The organism is Rudaea sp. 3F27F6, assembly GCF_005503555.1.
In the GTDB taxonomy this organism is placed as follows: Bacteria; Pseudomonadota; Gammaproteobacteria; order Xanthomonadales; family Rhodanobacteraceae; genus Rudaea.
Genome location: NZ_SCNG01000009.1, coordinates 107,856 through 124,740, shown reverse-complemented (window position 1 = coordinate 124,740; position 16,885 = coordinate 107,856). Strand labels below are relative to the sequence as shown.

At 58.0% G+C, this 16,885-nt stretch carries 12 protein-coding genes; 4 read left to right on the top strand and 8 right to left on the bottom strand.

Annotated elements, in window-relative coordinates; all coding sequences use genetic code 11:
* Positions 1-11 precede the first annotated feature (11 nt).
* Positions 12-1,091, bottom strand: coding sequence for a site-specific integrase (locus tag FFS30_RS23445; protein ID WP_137915636.1), 1,080 nt, complete (start codon positions 1,089-1,091; stop codon positions 12-14).
* A gap of 102 nt (positions 1,092-1,193) precedes the next feature.
* Here FFS30_RS23445 and FFS30_RS23440 point away from each other — a divergent pair, with 102 nt between their 5' ends.
* The gene (locus FFS30_RS23440; RefSeq protein ID WP_137915635.1) at positions 1,194-2,009 is read left to right on the top strand and encodes a DNA-binding protein; all 816 of its coding nucleotides are present in this window, start codon (positions 1,194-1,196) and stop codon (positions 2,007-2,009) included.
* Between the two features lie 43 nt (positions 2,010-2,052).
* Here the strand turns inward: FFS30_RS23440 and FFS30_RS23435 are convergent, their stop codons facing one another.
* Positions 2,053-2,556: a hypothetical protein gene (locus FFS30_RS23435; protein ID WP_137915634.1), complete on the bottom strand. Its 504-nt coding sequence runs from the start codon at positions 2,554-2,556 to the stop codon at positions 2,053-2,055.
* A gap of 732 nt (positions 2,557-3,288) precedes the next feature.
* Here FFS30_RS23435 and FFS30_RS23430 point away from each other — a divergent pair.
* Positions 3,289-4,194 carry a hypothetical protein gene (locus FFS30_RS23430; RefSeq protein WP_137915633.1) on the top strand — a complete coding sequence of 302 codons (906 nt, stop codon included), beginning with the start codon at positions 3,289-3,291 and terminating at the stop codon, positions 4,192-4,194.
* 160 nt (positions 4,195-4,354) lie between these two features.
* Here FFS30_RS23430 and FFS30_RS23425 read toward each other — a convergent pair whose 3' ends face one another.
* Genes FFS30_RS23425 through FFS30_RS23405 form a run of 5 tightly spaced genes read right to left on the bottom strand, consistent with a single transcriptional unit; the run spans position 4,355 to position 15,120 of the window.
* Positions 4,355-6,892 (bottom strand): DUF5682 family protein, encoded by a 2,538-nt coding sequence (locus FFS30_RS23425; protein ID WP_212742569.1) that lies wholly within the window; start codon positions 6,890-6,892, stop codon positions 4,355-4,357.
* Between the two features lie 28 nt (positions 6,893-6,920).
* Positions 6,921-8,042, bottom strand: a complete 1,122-nt coding sequence (locus tag FFS30_RS23420) for an AAA family ATPase (protein WP_212742568.1) — start codon at positions 8,040-8,042, stop codon at positions 6,921-6,923.
* Positions 8,043-8,100: 58 nt separating this feature from the next.
* The gene (locus FFS30_RS23415; RefSeq protein ID WP_212742567.1) at positions 8,101-11,913 is read right to left on the bottom strand and encodes a DUF4132 domain-containing protein; all 3,813 of its coding nucleotides are present in this window, start codon (positions 11,911-11,913) and stop codon (positions 8,101-8,103) included.
* 34 nt (positions 11,914-11,947) lie between these two features.
* Positions 11,948-13,993, bottom strand: a complete 2,046-nt coding sequence (locus FFS30_RS23410; RefSeq protein WP_137915631.1) for an SWIM zinc finger family protein — start codon at positions 13,991-13,993, stop codon at positions 11,948-11,950.
* The gene (locus tag FFS30_RS23405) at positions 13,993-15,120 is read right to left on the bottom strand and encodes a VWA domain-containing protein (protein ID WP_137915630.1); all 1,128 of its coding nucleotides are present in this window, start codon (positions 15,118-15,120) and stop codon (positions 13,993-13,995) included. Before FFS30_RS23405 ends, FFS30_RS23410 begins: the two co-directional genes overlap by 1 nt.
* 350 nt (positions 15,121-15,470) lie before the next feature.
* Here FFS30_RS23405 and FFS30_RS23400 point away from each other — a divergent pair, with 350 nt between their 5' ends.
* Together FFS30_RS23400 and FFS30_RS23395 are read left to right on the top strand one after the other, a co-directional pair.
* Positions 15,471-15,803, top strand: coding sequence for a hypothetical protein (locus FFS30_RS23400; RefSeq protein ID WP_137915629.1), 333 nt, complete (start codon positions 15,471-15,473; stop codon positions 15,801-15,803).
* A 21-nt stretch (positions 15,804-15,824) separates the two neighbouring features.
* A complete protein-coding gene (locus FFS30_RS23395) occupies positions 15,825-16,031 on the top strand; it encodes a hypothetical protein (protein ID WP_137915628.1) in 207 nt (68 codons plus the stop codon).
* A 333-nt stretch (positions 16,032-16,364) separates the two neighbouring features.
* Here the strand turns inward: FFS30_RS23395 and FFS30_RS23390 are convergent, their stop codons facing one another.
* Positions 16,365-16,733 carry a hypothetical protein gene (locus FFS30_RS23390; protein WP_137915627.1) on the bottom strand — a complete coding sequence of 123 codons (369 nt, stop codon included), beginning with the start codon at positions 16,731-16,733 and terminating at the stop codon, positions 16,365-16,367.
* Between the last annotated feature and the right edge of the window lie 152 nt (positions 16,734-16,885).

Genomic DNA, 16,885 nt, shown 5'->3' with positions numbered 1-16,885 from the left:
GGCTGCGTTAGTTACTTGAGAAGCCGGGCAGCGGGGTTCTCCTCGGCTTGTCCGGCCTGAAAATACCCCACGACGCTGGCCACCGACCGGTGTTCCGTCATCGCCATCACCGCCGGCAACGGCACCCCTTGTTTACCGGCCTCGGTGACGAAACCCGAGCGTAGGCTGTGCCCCCCAAAATTCCCCTCCAGCCCGGCTAGCCGCGCCCGTCGCTGCACGATCTGACCGACCGAGGCAGGGGAGAGCGCCGGGCCGACCCGTTTCTTCCAGATCCGGCGAAAAATCGCTCCCTCCTGAACGCCCGAGGCCTCCAGCCACTCCAAAAGGGCATCGGCCGCCTGGTCCAAGATCGGTTTATCGGGCGTAGAGCTGGCCGTGGGGCCGGCTTGCTGGGTTTTGCTGTGCTCCAGCCGATAGATGAAGGCTTGAGGGCCCGTCTGCCGCAGATCGCGCATATCGGCGGCGGCAATCTCGCTGCGCCGACGACCACCGCTCGCAAAACCGAAGCAGAGCAGGGCGCGATCCCGAATTCCCTCCAACGAACCATCGCACGTCGCGAGCATCGCCTCGAGTTCGGCTTTCGTGATCGCCGTTTTCTTGGCCGGCCGCTCACCCCGTTTGACGGAGGCTCGACGCGCACGCCCGAGGACGGTCCGCACGGCCGGTTCTTCGCACGGATTCGTCAGCCGTTTCAGTCGATGCGCCGTCGACAGCACAGCAACTCGGTGCACGACGCTGGCCAATTTCCACGGGCCGAGCTTGGATTTCAGCTTGGCCGCGACGAGCGCCTGGTCGGCCGCCGGCGGCAACTCCCATTTCAAGCCGGTCTTGCCACGACGCGCGACGTGGTCGACGACAAACTGCATCACGATGGCTTCGGTGATCGGCAACGACAATTCAATCCCGTAGCGTACCCGATGCCAGCCCGCCCAGTAGCGTAGGGCGCTCGTGTAACTACGCGTAGTGTTCGCCGCGGCCGCTTCGGCGAGCAGCTCACGAACTGCATTGGCGGCTTGTTCGGCCAATTGTTCCGGTAGCAAAAGCTGGGAAGCCGGCGAGGCGAGTGCAGATAGGGATTTTTTTTCTTTCATACAACGTAGTGTATACTACGAAATATGACTTATACTGACGATAAATATAACTTATCGTTAGTATAAAAGCGAAAGAGTAGGGCGTCGACATCGGAGGCGGAAATGGCACGTGGCGTGACGCAAGATCAGGTGACGAAGGCCGCGGATGCGTTGCTGGCGCGCGGCGAACGGCCAACCATCGAAAAAGTGCGGGCCGAGCTCGGTACCGGCTCGCCAAACACGCTGCTACGCCTGCTCGAGGTATGGTGGTCGGAGCTGGCCGGGCGCTTGGCCGCGCAGGCACGGGCAGAGTTGCCTGATATTCCTGAAGCGGTGCAGCGGGCCATGATGACGCTATGGAGCGAAGCGGTGGTCGCGACGCGGCAGGAATCGGAAGCGCGTTATGAGGAAAGCGAGCGAGGACTCCAGGAGCGGGAAAACACCCTGCAGGCCCAACTTGAGCAGGCGGCGGCTCAAGAGGCAACCCAGCAGCAGGCCCTCGTGCTCTCCCAACGCGAGTGCGAGGCCGCAAAAGCGGACCTAATCAATGAGCGGCGTCGGATCGACGATTTGCAACAATCCTTGACCGCGGCCCTTCACTCGCTCGCTGAGGCTCAGGCCACGGTGGCCGCGTTGCGTCGGGCCAGCGAAGAGACGCAAAAGGAATTTAGGGCAGATCGCGAACGTGCTGAGGCCACAGAGCAACGTTGGCTATGTGAGGTCGATCGAGCTCGTGAAGAAGCAAAATCCGCTCAGCAGGATGCACGAGCCGCTAACACTAAGTCCGCTGGCGAAACCAAGCGTCGTGTAAAACTAGAGGAAGATCTCGCCCAGCAGAAGCGCATCATGAAACAGCGCGTGGCCGAACTGGAACGTGAGGTCAAATCACAAAAGAAGAACAGGAATTCCTCCAAACGAAAGGTAGTTGCGCTCCGCTAAAACTGCGAATTTTTACGCACAGTTCCTTACGGGCAGACGAGTGCTACCAGCGTTCGTTATCGCCTAGGAAATCTTTTTGGGCTACGACTACAACACGTTGAGGGTCTTGACGAAAAACGTCTGCCGGGCGCTTTCCACCAAGTGCTCGCGTTGGTTGGAATACCCAGAAGGCAAGATTCCAATTGGCATCGGTTCTAGGGAGAACATCAAGCAGGTCCTTGACCTCTGCCATGAGTTGTCCTTGGGCATTGAACTGAAAGTCCGGATGCAAATATCTTCCTTTGAATCGCACGGCAAACAAACGGCCTTCCCTCCGTAACCAGCGAATGTCCTGTTCTTGGTCATTTCCGGCGATGCTAGCGGAAATTCTGATAGCTACTTCGTCGCTGGAGAGCCAAGTTTCTGAGTGGAGCAGACTATCGCGGCGCTCCAAAGAAGCTCGCAAACGATCGCGCCCGTCCGTTGAGATCGGTGGCGGCAGGCCCTCATCTTCCCAACCAGCAGGTTCTTTCTGGTCGCCAGACTGAATGGGAGAACCTGGACGCATATCGTAGGATCCTTGTACGCCAATCGGGTATCAGGATATCCAAGTGTGAGAACTTCTGCGATGCATCGCTGGCTCGACGCACAGTCGAGCATGTTGATCGTTGACGGAACCAGTTTCCGAAGCACGCCACTGAGACGATCCTCACAACGATGGACAAAGTGCGGCCCGAGCAAAACTGAGAGATTTCTTCGACAGAGCGGTGTTTTTTGAAACTCACAACATTAATGCGCGGGAACTCACGGGATTACTGCGCACAGCTTCTTTGGTCTGTTTGCGACTCGGGGGCATGTTGTTTGTCGGGCGGGAATCGACTACCGGGCGTTTAGTCGGCGGCTGGTCAATTGCAGGGCAATTTGTCGGGACCAATTTGACTTCAGGGCGATTGTTGGAGCGGGAATGGGCTGTTGTCGTACGCCACACGGGTCATTCTTTGTAGGCAGACACGCGGGAACTCACAGGATTACTGCGCACAGCTGCTTGCACGAACGCCGCCGCGGCTGTCGATGCGCGCAAACGATGTCCCTGACAGCGAACTCAAGAGAAAACATAGACTTACTCACGGGCAAGTGGAAGTATCGAGCGAATAGTGTCAACGTTAGCGCGCATTTCAGGGGAAAATGACAGGGTTGCCGCGCAATGAACCCTCTGAGCTAGCCCCATGTGGATGTGACTTTCCCCACATCAACGATTCTGCCCACTGCAGACTCATGTCGGATCTGAGGCATTACTACTATGAGTAGGAAGACCACCTCTTCTGTGCCTCCCGCCGACAAGGATTTCGATGAGACCGCAAAGGTCCGCTCTGAAACTTCAGTCAATAGAGCGGAAGCCGCAGTCAAACGACTGGAGGCGCGTCGTCTACTCAGATCTCAGTGGGTCGATATTTCTGTTCCTCTGGCGACGATCATCGTCGCCGTCGTCGGGTTCACTGGAACTTTCACCGCTTCCTATTTGAAAGGCTGGTGGGACATAAAGCTAGCTCGTGACAAACACGACACTGATCTGATCTTGAAATTTGTTTCTTCTGATGCGAAACGGAATCGCGAGAACATCCGATTTCTTTTGGAAGCTGGGTTGATTAGCGATTCGAACGGCAATATTCGGCGAGCGCTCCAGGATCCAGGTTTGTCGATAGTTGCAACCCAAGCGAATAAGGATGTTAAAGAAGACTTCTCAGTTGCGCAGTTGCGAAATGTTGTTGATGAAGTCTCCATCGCGACAGGGATAAAGGCTGAAATCGTTTTCGAGAAGATCGACGAAAAATGGAACAATGCAGCGATTACGAAGGAGTCGTCTGGTTATAAGTTAATCTACACTCAGTCCTTTCTGGACTCTCTTCGTAAATCGACACGGACAAATTGGACAATTTACTCCGTGGTAGCTCATGAAATTGGACACATAGCTCTTGGCCACTTTGATTCACCGCCTTCTTCCAGTAGCGAGAGAAAAAAGCAGGAGCTAGACGCAGACGCGTGGTCTGGAATGGCTCTCAAGAAACTAGGGGCAACCTTGACGGAAGCTTTAGCAGCTTATCAAGCAATGCCGCCGTCTACCGATCCTGACTTTCCTTCACAACAAGAACGCCTTGAGGCGACCCAGAGGGGATGGAGCAGCGTCGCACCCACAAAACGTGAATAGGCACTTGGTACGAGATGGGTGAAGTACGCTCGGTTTTAGCTGACAAGCTACAGTGCGCAGCCAGTTCAAACTCAAGTTGGGCAAACTGCCGCCAGCCTACGCAACTGGCAAGTATATTGGCGTGGAACAGGCAGCTGACGGATAGTAGAGCCAATGCAACTTAATCCGAGTGCGCAGCGTCACCAGCGATATCGATCCATGAGGTCAAGCCGCTTTGTCGTAGGCTATCCGCAAGCAACAGCTGCATTTGCGTGCCTTTTGATATGTCGCTTTCAGCGGTTTCATAGTGGGTCTGCAGCAACAATTCCTTGCCGCTCTCGTTCAAGCCATGCAGCGTAGCCACTCGTTCAGCGAGCATCGCCGTCTCGTACGGCTTCAGTTGGGCAAAAGACTGGCGAAAATCGGCAAGATAGGTGATGAACGATTCGTCGTCCCACGTCGCAATGATCTCGTCAAGCCGACTGAGCAGTTGCGGTACACGCAATAACAGTTCAGGCGCAGCGGTCATCAACCCACCGAGGAAACGTGTGGCCTCGTGAGGCGCTGCGCCGCTGCCGAATCGGCGATCGACCAATTCGTTGAGAGTCGCTTCGCTCCAACGGCCATCAAGATAGAGTAAGGTCGCTGCTGCACCGCTTACGCCGGCAGCGATAGTGCCGTCGGAGGTGAAGCGTTCCAACTCGGCGTACATGGGTTCATGGTCAACCGCCACCGCATCGGTCTGTTCCAATGCGCCGATCAAACGCCCTAGCTCGTGCAGACCGAGCAGTTGCTTGATAGCCTGGGGTTCATTGCCTTGTTGACACCGGCTCAAATCAGGAAGCAGAAACAGGGCTGCGTCCCACGCTCGCTGCAACAGGGCACCCAGTTGCGGATGCTGCTGCACGCCAAGCGGTTCGCGCGAGCGCCACAGCGTGACCAACCGATGGCCGCACTCGATGACAGACCCAATGGCTGCATCCTCATCGAGATGAGCCGAAAGCATGTTCAGCATCTGCGGTAGTTGCGAATGCAGGCCGATCAGACACGCTCGGACGATCAATGCAACGGCTGCGCTCGCGCTGCGTGCTCGCCCCTGCTGAGCGAGCGCTTCTTCCTCAATCCTCAGCTTCGCCATGCAGACCGCTTCGACGCTCGCACCGCTGACCGCCAGTTCGACAAGGCGTGCTTCGACCAACGGCGACCAGGCAACGCGCCATTCCTCGAACAACATGTTCAGTCGGCTGTTGCCGAGGAAGTCGGGTCCGCCCAGCCAATGCGCAAGCCCAGTGTCGAGATACGCCATCGCATGAAAGTAGCGACTGCGATCACGGTGCGAGGATTTGCGGTATAGATCCAGGCGCGCGTCTCGCGGTGTAGTGTCGTCGACACGCACACCCGCAACGAGTGCACGCCGCCGCGCATCTTCGACGAGCGGTGGCGAGCCCGCCGATGCCGGCACATCGCCGATGCGTGTACCGCCGAGGAACCGACGCAGATCGCCCGTGAATCCGCGTCTGCCTTCGTCAACCGCGCCTTTGATGAAGCACGACCGAATCGCATCGAGCAGATCCTGTCGACTCGGCCCGATGTTTCCCCGCAATGCCGCGAGGCGCTGCGCCTGGATCATGGCCGCCTGCACGACGGCTGTCGATACCGCGTCGACCTGGTCCTGCTCGCGCGTTTCGCGCGCGAACGACGTCAGGCATTCGAGCGCCACGGCGGCATGACAGTTCACCCGATTATCCGGGGCCGCATCACGTTCGAGTCGGTCCCAGATGCGCTGGTAGTAGCCCGGTGACGGCATGCCCGACGCATAGCCATTGAGCGCATCGAGCCGATCGAAGCTGTAGCGAATCAACCAAGCGCCCGCGTCGATCCTGGATGCCGAAACCCGCGACTTAGCTTTTGCCTCGCTCCATCGCATCACGAGCTCGGGCGTATGAAAGCCGCCGGTTACCACAACGATTGGCCCCTTAACGGCTTTGCGCCAATGTCGGACATGGTTCGCCATATGCCGCTCGCGCGGCAGGCTCAGCTCGGCTTCCAGCACCTCCGGTTCGTAGTCGAGACGCGCCATCGCGCACCACGCGAATACATCACCAAAAAAACTGCGCCAGTCCATTAGTGCCGCAGGCTGACGCAATTCGAACAGGCGATCCCAGAGTTCATGATGGTCGACACAGCCGAGCTGAGCTGCCATCGCGCCGAGATAGCGGCTGTGCGCGAAATGACGCTCCTCCATCAGGCTGTCGGTCGCGTCAGCCGCTTTCTTCTGTTCGTTGTGCCAAGCTTTGTCGCTCCACGGAAGATCGATCAGCGCAATTTGTGCGCCCAACGCTGCGCCTTCGCGAATAGCGATCCATTCCGGACTGTAGTCACAGAACGGAAAGAAAGACGTCCGTGTCTCCGACTTGTCGGCATTGTCGTTGTCGATACCGTCCGAATGCTTCTTACGCGTTGCCTGGCACAACCAGGCAACAGGTGCTTTGGTACGTTCATGCTGCATCAGAGGCAACAGATGTCCAACGTCGTCCGGACCTTCGACAAGTACGACCGCTGGCGCCACGTCCTTCAGCAACTGACGTAGCGCGAACGCACATGTCGGACTATGGTGCCGAACCGGTACGAAGTAGATATCGTCGTGTCCAAACAGCCGCGCGCGGGCGAGGGCTAACGATTCCGGCAAGGCGACTTCGGTCGATTCCTCGGCCTTCACTGCGGATAAAGAAGAGTGAGTCAACGGGTCACTGCCACAATGAGCGAGCAGCTTCGTGAAACACCTTCCATTGCGTGTCTCTCTTGCCGCGCTCACGAACCACGGTGTCGAAATAGTGGCGCACGCGCTTTGTGTCGTCGGTGCTGTCGCGAACTATCACACCCTGAAGTTGCCCGGCGATCTCGCGCACGGTGAGGTGGCCATCATTGAAGTGACGCGCTTGTAACGCTGCCGCATATGCCACGTTAACCGCCTCTGCAGTCGACATCACCGCATCGAGGCTCTTTATCGCAGTACCGTCTTGAGTGACGCCTGCACGCAGCTCTTGGAAAGTCGTAACCAATAGCGACACAACATCGCGCGGCACTTCCACCGATCCTTCCCCGTCGGCGAGTTCGCGCTGAAGCTGCGCTAGGATCAGTTCGACTTCGAATTGATGGTCGCGAATCGGCCGCACGGTTTCGAAGTTGAAGCGGCGCTTGAGCGCCGAGGACATTTCGTGCACACCGCGATCGCGCAGGTTGGCTGTGGCGATGATGTTGAAACCGCGCTGGGCGAATAGGCGCGCATCGTCGCCGAGTTCGGGAATCATCAGTTGCTTTTCGCTCATCAGGGAGATCAGCACATCCTGAATCTCCGGCGGGCAACGCGTGATTTCCTCAAAACGCACGATTTTGCCAGCGCGCATGGCCTGATAGATCGATGAAGGAACCAAGGCGCGCGCGCTTGGCCCTTCGGCAAGCAGTAGCGCATAGTTCCAGCTGTACTTAATATGGTCTTCGGTCGTCCCCGCTGTGCCTTGCACAATAAGTCCGGAGTCGCCACTGATCGCAGCGGCCAACATTTCCGATAGCAACGATTTCGCAGTGCCCGGCTCACCGACCAACATCAGGCCTTGATGGCCCATCAGCGTGACGATGGCACGATCGACCAGGGGATCGTCGCCGTAGAACTTGCGGCTCACATGCAAGGAAGAATCACCGAGGATAAAGCGACGTACGGCGCGCGGCGAAAGCCTCCAGCCCTGCGGACGAGCATCGCGGTCAGCCGAGGCTAGGCGCTCCAGTTCTTCGGCATAACGTTGCTCGGGTGCAAGGCGCATGGCACGCTCGGATGAGGTATGCATGACGTCGGGAGACTTCGCTTTCATCAGTAGTGCCCCATGTTCGGCAATATGATTGATGCACTGGTTCGAGCCTGCGGAGCGGCTACCATGGCATCTTCTTTTCCCAATCAGGATCGAAGCCTACGCAAGCTTGTGCTGTCGCAAGATAGTCGGCGTAGCCCTCGGCAAGCAGTACCGGTGGGACGCGTTCAAGTGGGAATGCGCGGTCCGACCAACCTCGCACCTTGATGTTTTCAAAGCTTAGAGCTTTCAAAGCTGCGGGCACGTTTTCTTCGGGTAGCGAATTGCCCGAGAACTCAATCGCAATGCGCACCCCGGCAGTGGAAAATTCCTTGAGATACTGGTTGAAGAAGCCGCCATCCTCGGCTTGCGCACGCTGATAGCCAAGCTTGGTGAGTACGCCGCGCACCGTAAATGTGTCGCTGATCCAGCCCAGACGATCGCTGATCTCGGTCACATCTACTCCATTGCAATCCTTGTACTCGACGGCGGGTATCTTTCGCGACATTTGCGCAAATAGCGGTATTAGCTTGTAGTCCTTGAAGTGTTTGGTCCACGCTGCGGCGGTGCGGTCGTCGACCAGTGAGGCGTGCCCCAAACGCAGCAGCATTCCATGTTGCAGTTCGATCTCATCATCGCTCGTGTCGAGCAGGCTGCCGTCTTCGGTCGGCCGGAAGCTACGTTGAACCTTGCCGTCGATATCAACTTCCAACCAAACAAGTCGCTGAATGAGACGTCCGACGATCGGGTGTCGATGTAGATACTCGCGCCATTCGTCCTGTGGCCACAATCGGCCCGTGCACATTGCTTCGAATAGTCGCGCCGTTTGCAGCTCGATGACCTGCTTGAGCTCCTTCTTGTGCGTCGAGAATTCCGTTTTCGCTTCTTTAATCAAGGCAGCATCGTCATTCTGGCGCGCTTCCGGAAGGGCTTTCACAGCTTTGCCTTCGGGGTTGCGCAGTTCGGATTTCAATGCGGTGTCCAGCGTAACGGTAAAAACTCGTTCGCCGTATTGAAGCTCGAGCTTGCCGGCGTCATTCAATCCGGCTGTCGGTATGGTTCGGTCGGCAAGTTGTTCCTGGGTCCAGCCGTTGCGCTCGGCGATTTCCTGCACCAGTGCACGTGCCCGGTCCTTTACGGACGCGGTGCGGTAGCGCCGCGAAAGGCCGAGCAGCAGCTGGATCACGAGCGGATCGTTGCCTGCGGCCACGCCTTCGAGCATAGCCTCGATTTGCGCGCGACGTGGATAGTGGTCGCGCATGAATTGCTGCAATAACGTCACAGCTTCGTGTGCTGGTGCGAATGCGGTCAGAGCCAAAACGCCTTTTTCCCCAATGGCACTGCCGAGGTATTCGCCCATCTTCTCGCGCTTGCATTCCTCAAAGACCTGCTCAGGGGTTTTGTTGAAGTTCGCCTCGTAGTACTGACGATGTTCGGGTTTTGCGTTTTTGTACCAGGTTTGGTAGTTCTGATAGCGGCTAGGGGCATTCGCCTGCGCGAAGGCAATACCGTCTTCCAATGTAGGATGGCGCGTATCCTGTGCGATGAACAGGCGGAGCACGAGGCTGCCCACCTTCTGTACGCTCGCGCTATCGAGCAGACCCATATAACGCATCAGCAGGGCGTTGCCGGCAGGTTCCTTGAGCTTGCAGGCGAGGACCACCCACCATTGCACGATGGCAGGGTCGACCGGTTCGCCGTCCATCCATTTGCAAGTGGGCAGCAAGTCCAGCGAAAACCACGCAAGGCCGATCGGTGCTTTGCCTTTGAGACCTTTCTTTGCCTCTGACAACAAGACTGCCGGGGTCAGGCGTGACGAGATGTCGTCACCCAATGCTTCCAGCGTGGTCAGCAAAGCAGCACGCACCGTCTCGCGGCTCTCCTTATCGAGTGCCTTGGTCAGCGCCGGAATCGCATCTCGATACTTCAGATCGGCCAACCAGTTTGCTGCTTCGATGCGAATCTCGCTCTTGGTATGCATGAGCGAGTCGACAACACGCTTGCCAATGTCGGGTAACGACGACAATGCCCGCTGTGCGTCGGCGCGATGTGTTTTTCCTTCGCCGAGCGCAATTTCCATTAGGCGCGGCAACCATCGTGATGGAACCGTCGGGAACACAGTGAGTGTTCGCAACGTGTGACCAATATCGAAACCGGTTCGCCGATAACCTTCCACGTCGGCCTGCGATGGCGCCAAGCCGAGGCCTTCATCGATAAATTCCGGATGCTCGGCGAAGAAGGGCCAGACGCGATCTGCAGCCAATACGTCAATTGGCGTCGACGCTTGGCGGTAGCGCTCCATGAGGCAGGCGTTCGCTACATGGCGAAGCGGCTGGTCGGAACGTTCAAACACTGCTGCGAGTGCACGAAGATCGACCGAGTTCGGTGCTTGCCGCGCAAGCCATTTTTGAAAACCGTCGTCATCCCAAAACGTTCCCCAGCGTCGAGTGCTTGCAATCCAACGCGCCAGATGTGGAACGCCAAACGCCGGCAGCGCTTGCAGTTTCTGTCCATGCGGCACGATGTTCAGCAATTTGTTGCGACGGCCGAGTGCCTCAAGGTCGGCTTGGGTCGCCTGTCCATTGAGCACACGCAATGCCACTCTCAGGTCTTCGTCACCGGTCTTCTTCAGGCTTTCGAGATTCGAAGCGGCCCAGTTGTACTTGTACTTGGTATCAGGTCTGGCGTTCCGCGCCGCCTCCTCTTCGGCGGCGACGCGTGCCTTTTCCGTCAATTCCGCGCGGCTGGCAACGAGAATGTGAAACGCTTCATCGCCAAGCGGTTGATCTTCGAAAGGTTCCCACGTTGGGGGGGCAGGGAGTTCAATTGCATCGGCGTCGCCGGCGGCATCCAGGCGCGCTAGCGCACCGCGAATCGATTCCTGCACAGCCTTGCTCTGTTCTTGAGATCGCGCTATTTCGAGCAAATTGCGGGCAGCTTCAGCAGGCTGCCGCGCAAGTATTTCAGCGGCTTGAGCGCGCTGACCGGTATCGCCGCTGCTCAGCAAAGCTCCGAGCCGCTCCAAGCGTTGCGGTTCCACGATGCCTTCAAAATAGAGCGCAGCTTCCGTACGCACGGTTTTGCCGCTGTCGACAGCCAGCTCCACGAACAACGGGACAAACTCGTTCAGCAGCGGCTTGTCTCTGCCGATTCGGCGCGTCAACTCAATACGTCCCGAGACCGAGAGTTGTGTGCGCAGCGCAGCAACGGCGTCGCGATGCGCCAGCATGAAGTCACCGACCTGCGGGGCGCGCACCAAAGCTTCGAGTCGATTGTGATAGTAGCCGTCGAGATCCTTGCGCTCGAACACTTCCTGTAGCGCAATTGTTTCGTCTAGCCCCTCATGCGCAAGCAGGTTCGCGATCAGATCGATCGTCCAAGCTGGCCGCTTTTTGTCTAAGTCTTTCGGCGCGTTGTGGTCGTTGAAACTGGCGAATATTGCGTCATTGATCAGATATTGTAGCCAGGGTGGCGTAGGTGCACCCGGGTGATCCAGCGACTTTCCGTTGTCAATGGAGGCGAATAACTTTCCCAGCCGCACCAACACATCCAGTGGCGGGTTCTGTACATCAATGCGTTCGTAAAACTCGGAACGCGCGGCCATGCTTTTCTTCGCGATGGCCGCTGCATCCTTGTCGTTGTGGTTGTGAAAGTTCCATCGCAGGCGTCCAGGCCGGCCTAGCAGTTCGTTGAGATCGGCATTCTGCACTCCGATCAGAACGTCTTCATACGAACCGTAGAGCACGAAAGCCAAGGCCTTCTGGGAAAGGCTCGGCTTTACTTTGTCGAACGATTCCAAGGCTTGCTTCAATGCGCCGACAAGCCTTTTGTCAAGTTTCTCGTCGCTACCGGCACCCGTCGACTGGCCGGCAACCGCGCGGATGAGTTTGTTCAAGAATTGCATCCAAGTGTTCCCCTGGTCCAGATTTCTATTCTTGCAGAGACAGGCCATCAAATGCCAAGGTGAGGTTGCTTACGAAGGCGAGGCGCAGCAAACTCACGGCAGAAGGACGATCGATGTGAGCGGCGAGAAGTCCGTCCAGCGTATCCAGGCCGACGGCGCGGATGTTGCGCAATCCTTCGCCGAGCAATAGTTGCTGCAACTCCGTCAGTGGCATGCGACCGGTGGCGGCCTGCGTTTCCAGAACATCCATGATGGGCGTCAACAGACGGCGTGCCAACGTAGATTCGGCAAGCGCCGGCGCTGTTGTCTGCTTCTGCCTCGACTCGAAGAGTTTTAGGATGCGGCCACCTAAAGAAGTCTTTCGTGTTGGTTCAACAGCAAAGTCGAGCGACAAAACCTCGAGTTTCTTCTGCGCTGTGCTGAGAACCGCCACCGGAATCAGATCGCAGTTCGCGTTCGTGCGTTCGACACGCACCAGCACCGTTCGAATAGGCGCTCCGCGTGCGTGTATGCGCTCAAGATTTTCGAGCCGCTCCCGTTGTGCGTGATCGACCGGAATGCCGACGCGCAACCAGCGGCCGTGGGCATCTTGCAGAAGCCAGTCGAGACATTGCCGTACTTCGTCGAGCACGGGTGCTCGTGTAGCACTTGGTCGCAAAAGCACCACGTCCTGCATGTCATCCATCAGACCCGATTCGGCGCGCAGACGCTCTGTGAGTTGCAGCCAGTCATCGCAACCGACAGTCTTCAAACGCGCGTCGTCGACGCCCCACATCGGGTCAACCTGGGCGCGTGTAACGCCTCCGAGAGCCAGCCGGCCGTCCTCGGCCAGGCGCGGATGCTCAAGTTTGAGGACTGTTCTGCTGACATGCTCTGCGGTGCCAGCTCCTGGCCAGAACGCGTGTGCATTCCACGCACTGATGCGCGTGAATGCACTGTCGCTTCCATCAGGCCGTGCCAGCGTGGCTTGGAGCAAACGGGCTTCGTCATGACACCACAACGCCAGTGTCAAGCCACGCGCACCACCTCGCGTCTGCCACCAGTACGCTCCGACCGGCAGCAGCTCTGGCGAGGAATCAAATTTCTCGAAGTCGCGACGCAGTCGCCCGCGCAGTGCATTCAGTTGATCGCCCTCGGCATGCGAAAGCGCTTCACATAACGCCTGGATACGCGCCATCAACGTCAACGCGTCGTGTTCATCCGCGCGGTGATCGCGCTTCGCCAGCAGATCGATTGTTCCGCCAAGATTACGAAGGAGGGCAGCCAAACGCGGCAAACCCTCACCTCGCGCCGACATGTTCAGCGCTAGCAAACGGCTCGACGTCAGCTCACCTATATGCGATAGCCCGCCAGCAATGAGTTCGCGCAGCACCGCTTCGACCTGCGCGAGAAAACTGCGCTCAGAATCCCCCACCCGAGCCGGCTCCGGTGAATTTGCCTGAGGCATCACGTTCGACGGCCAAGCAAGCGGATGACTCAATGCCGAGCGCAAGGCAACGAGCGCTATCAGATGGACAGCCTTTTGCTCGCCGGCAGGCAACTCCGACACCATGCCGGTGAATCCTGCGCCGCCAATCCAGCGGCAGGTTGCACCGAGATCCGGCAGTTCGATGACGACATTATTTCCCTGCACGCGCCACTCAACTGCGCCAGCGGGCGTGGCAGCCGCGCGCCGTACGTTCACGATGCCGGCGGCCTTGAACAACGGCGCCGCGTCCAGTGCGAGAATTTCGGCCAGAGGGTCGTGATTTGCGAGTGCCGCTTTGTCGTTGCCTTCCGCTTCCGGAGTAGTGGCCGCCACAAGCGCCATGGCGCGAAGCCATAGCGCGGCGCTGAGAATGTGCTTGCAGATGTCCGGTGCCGGACAATCGCAGCGTGCGTGCTTCGGACCGCGAGTATCGATTTCGACTTGCTGGCCATCCGCGAAGATCCTGCCGCAATCGACGCCTTGTTCGATCCAGCGGATTTTTTCTGCCTCGACATCTTTGGCCGCGCGTCGCAACAGCCCTGGGTTGGCCAACGCGGTAAGCGTATCGTCGTCGTAAGCACGATAAACGTCGTACCAGGCCATCAATTCATCACTTCCGCTAGCCACTGCGCGAAGTGCGTGGGCGTCAGCGCAGCAACATGCATGCCCCTGTCCGCCAAGCACTGTGCTATGCGCCGATCGTAGACAGGCTGCGTCGCCTCATCGAGCGCGGCCAGGCCTAGCAATGTGACGCGCGCTTCCGCTAATCGCTTTACTGCTGCCAGCAACGCTGCCGGCGCCGCGCCTTCCTCGAAATCGCTGATCAAAGCCAACACCGTACGTTGCGGGTTGCCGACGAGCTTTTCACAATAGCGCACCGCGCTGCCAATGTCGGTGCCGCCACCGAGTTGCACCGTGAGCAGCACTTCAACGGGATCGTGCGCGAGATGCGACAGATCGACGATGCTGGTATCGAACACCACCAGTTTCACGCGAACCGCCGGCAACGAACTCATGATCCCCGCAATCACTGCGCTGTAGATCACCGAGTCGCTCATTGAGCCGCTTTGATCTACGCACAGAATGATGTCCCACGGCAGATGACGCTTAACACGTGCGTTGAACTGGGGACGTTCGATCACCAAACGCCGACTGCCCATATCGTAGTGCCGCAGATTCGCTCGAATCGTTGCGCGCGCATCAAAGTTCTGTGCACTCTTGATCAGCGAGCGTCGCATGCGATTGCGCCTGCCCATGAGCGCATTGGTGAAATCGTTTCGCAACTTGCGAGTGATCTCATCTACGGTTTTCTGGATGGTCTCGCGTACGGCATCGCGCATCTGCCCGGACAGTCGGCCGCGCATTCCCAACAACGCCTTGGCCAAGCCAGGCGTCGGATCGAGCGAACGCAGTACAGCCGGATCGCTCAGCAGCTCCTTCAATTGATACCGCTCGATCGCTTGCGTCTGCATCCGCTCGAACACTTCGCGTGGAAACAACTTGCGAGACCGGGTCAGCCATTCGACTGCACGCAGCTGACTAGGGTCTAGAGAGCCGCCACCACCGCTCGGCCTTGCAAGGCCACGACCTTCGTACTCACGACCGTAAAGGTATTCCAGTGTTTGGTCGAGCTTCCAGTCGTCGCCTGAAAAGGGGGCACGCACAAGCGGCTGCGACGCGTAGCGACCGAGGATCAAACGCCAGCGGCGCAGGTGCTTTTCGGAGGGCATGGGGTACGTTAACAGTTTGTCGCAACTATTCTCATTCATTTCCAAGAAGTCGGCAGGGAACCTGCCACGCACGCCGTCACGATGAGTCAGCGGCGGCTACCGGTAACAACCCGGACGATTAGGAAGGTTCATTACAGACGACCTTGGTTACAAACGATTGTTTAGCCGACGCGTAGCTGCGTTGTGTATTGGCACGCGTGGCAGCTTCTAGATAGCGGTCGAGAGCGGTCATACGACAGGTAGCTGTTCTGGTCGATCACAGCATAGGCGAAGGCAGTATCGCTCGACTAGGTCACCTTCTGAGGTGCGATCACGCACCAGCCGCAGCGGCCAGATCTTCGGGAATATTCATGCACTCAACGGTGCAGCCGCAGGGCGGGGCACAGGTAGTCGGGCAGTCCAAGGTCGATACAAAGGCCGCGAAGTTCGACACCAGCGCTATGCCGCCTGAGATTGCGTACGTCTTCGACATTGCGAACCAAGCGCGCCCACGTCTTGCTGCGTCGGCGCTCTACGATGGAGGAATGAAAAACGAGGGCATTGTCGAGTTCTGGGAGGCACAGAACCATGTCATGGAACGTATCAGTTTCCGGCAGCTTCGTGCGCTCGGTTTCGATGTCGTGTTGACCAACTACGGCGCACGCTTGGGTTGGAAAGACAAGGCGCTCATTTGCACGCCGTAGCCGCTGGATCAGGTGAACCGCGTGAGTGATCAGAAGTTGCGCGAAATCGACTCACGTCCGCTCGTCCCATTGGAGCGCCTCGCCTTGGGCGGTCTGTCGAGCGAAGCGAGCCTGACCGCCCAAGCCGAGGCTAATCGTGCTGCTGCTGCCGGTGCCAAATCGGTCAACGTCTCTGCCGTATACTCGGCTTCGCAGATTCCACCGGGTACGGGCGTCATTCGCCGCTGATCCCAAGAGGCCGCAGGCCGTCTATCTCTTGATCCGGTGGCGTGCGGTCCGGTGGCCTATTTCGTCGCACGCTGTTCAGCGCCCCTACCTGTTACGATTGCCAGCCTGATGACCGCTTTTCACGGGGGGGGCGTGAAACTCGTTTGGCAGATTGTTGCCGGCATACTTATTGCTGGCGTTATCTCGTCGGCTAGCTATGCGTTGTGGTCTTATCTTGCGATGCGTGCTCTTAGTGAGCAGTTAGCTAAGGATACTCAGAAGGTTAAATTGGAGTCTGAGAATCGTCTTGCGATGCAACGGCGACAGGCGCAGCAGAGGGAAATTTCCACGCGGTTAAAACCCGACGAAACTTGTTTGGGCGTCGCTGCTGGTGGCGTCGGTACAATCGTCGTTCGCCGCGTCGTTAACGGTGTTCCGCAGGCAGTCCAATTGCTTGAGCACAGTCGGCCCGTTAAATGCGTCGGCGATCATCGCGTCGAGTAGATCTCGGCGCAGCTTCCACAATACGGTTAGATGGACCGGGCTGAACTTGACGCCGCCCGGTCCGGTGAGTTTGCCGTCGCCTCGAATCTTCCAGCCGGACCATGCTCCGGTGAACTCGAATTTGCCTTCGACCAGCTGGTCGTATACGCGGCTGTAGCAAGAGTTGACCGGCGACCGAGCGTCAGGCCGGCAAAGGCAGTCCACGTCCTTGATCTTCATCGTTTCCCCGTACGAGTCGGATTAGTGAACGCAGCAGTCTAGCAAACCACCATTTCGACGTGAATGTATATTATGTCAAATTTGTGTAGGACTCTGGCGACGCTCTGGTGTCGTCGTTCGTTTGCACGATTTTGTTCCTACTTTTTGCAGAA

Bases quoted from the DNA above. Each gene is read 5' to 3' on its own strand.
- FFS30_RS23440 (WP_137915635.1), top strand. From the start codon at position 1,194: ATGGCACGTGGCGTGACGCAAGATCAGGTGACGAAGGCCGCGGATGCG.
- FFS30_RS23420 (WP_212742568.1), bottom strand. From the start codon at position 8,042: ATGAAAGCGAAGTCTCCCGACGTCATGCATACCTCATCCGAGCGTGCC.
- FFS30_RS23430 (WP_137915633.1), top strand. From the start codon at position 3,289: ATGAGTAGGAAGACCACCTCTTCTGTGCCTCCCGCCGACAAGGATTTC.
- FFS30_RS23445 (WP_137915636.1), bottom strand. From the start codon at position 1,091: ATGAAAGAAAAAAAATCCCTATCTGCACTCGCCTCGCCGGCTTCCCAG.
- FFS30_RS23390 (WP_137915627.1), bottom strand. From the start codon at position 16,733: ATGAAGATCAAGGACGTGGACTGCCTTTGCCGGCCTGACGCTCGGTCG.
- FFS30_RS23400 (WP_137915629.1), top strand. From the start codon at position 15,471: ATGCACTCAACGGTGCAGCCGCAGGGCGGGGCACAGGTAGTCGGGCAG.
- FFS30_RS23410 (WP_137915631.1), bottom strand. From the start codon at position 13,993: ATGGCCTGGTACGACGTTTATCGTGCTTACGACGACGATACGCTTACC.
- FFS30_RS23405 (WP_137915630.1), bottom strand. From the start codon at position 15,120: ATGCCCTCCGAAAAGCACCTGCGCCGCTGGCGTTTGATCCTCGGTCGC.
- FFS30_RS23435 (WP_137915634.1), bottom strand. From the start codon at position 2,556: ATGCGTCCAGGTTCTCCCATTCAGTCTGGCGACCAGAAAGAACCTGCT.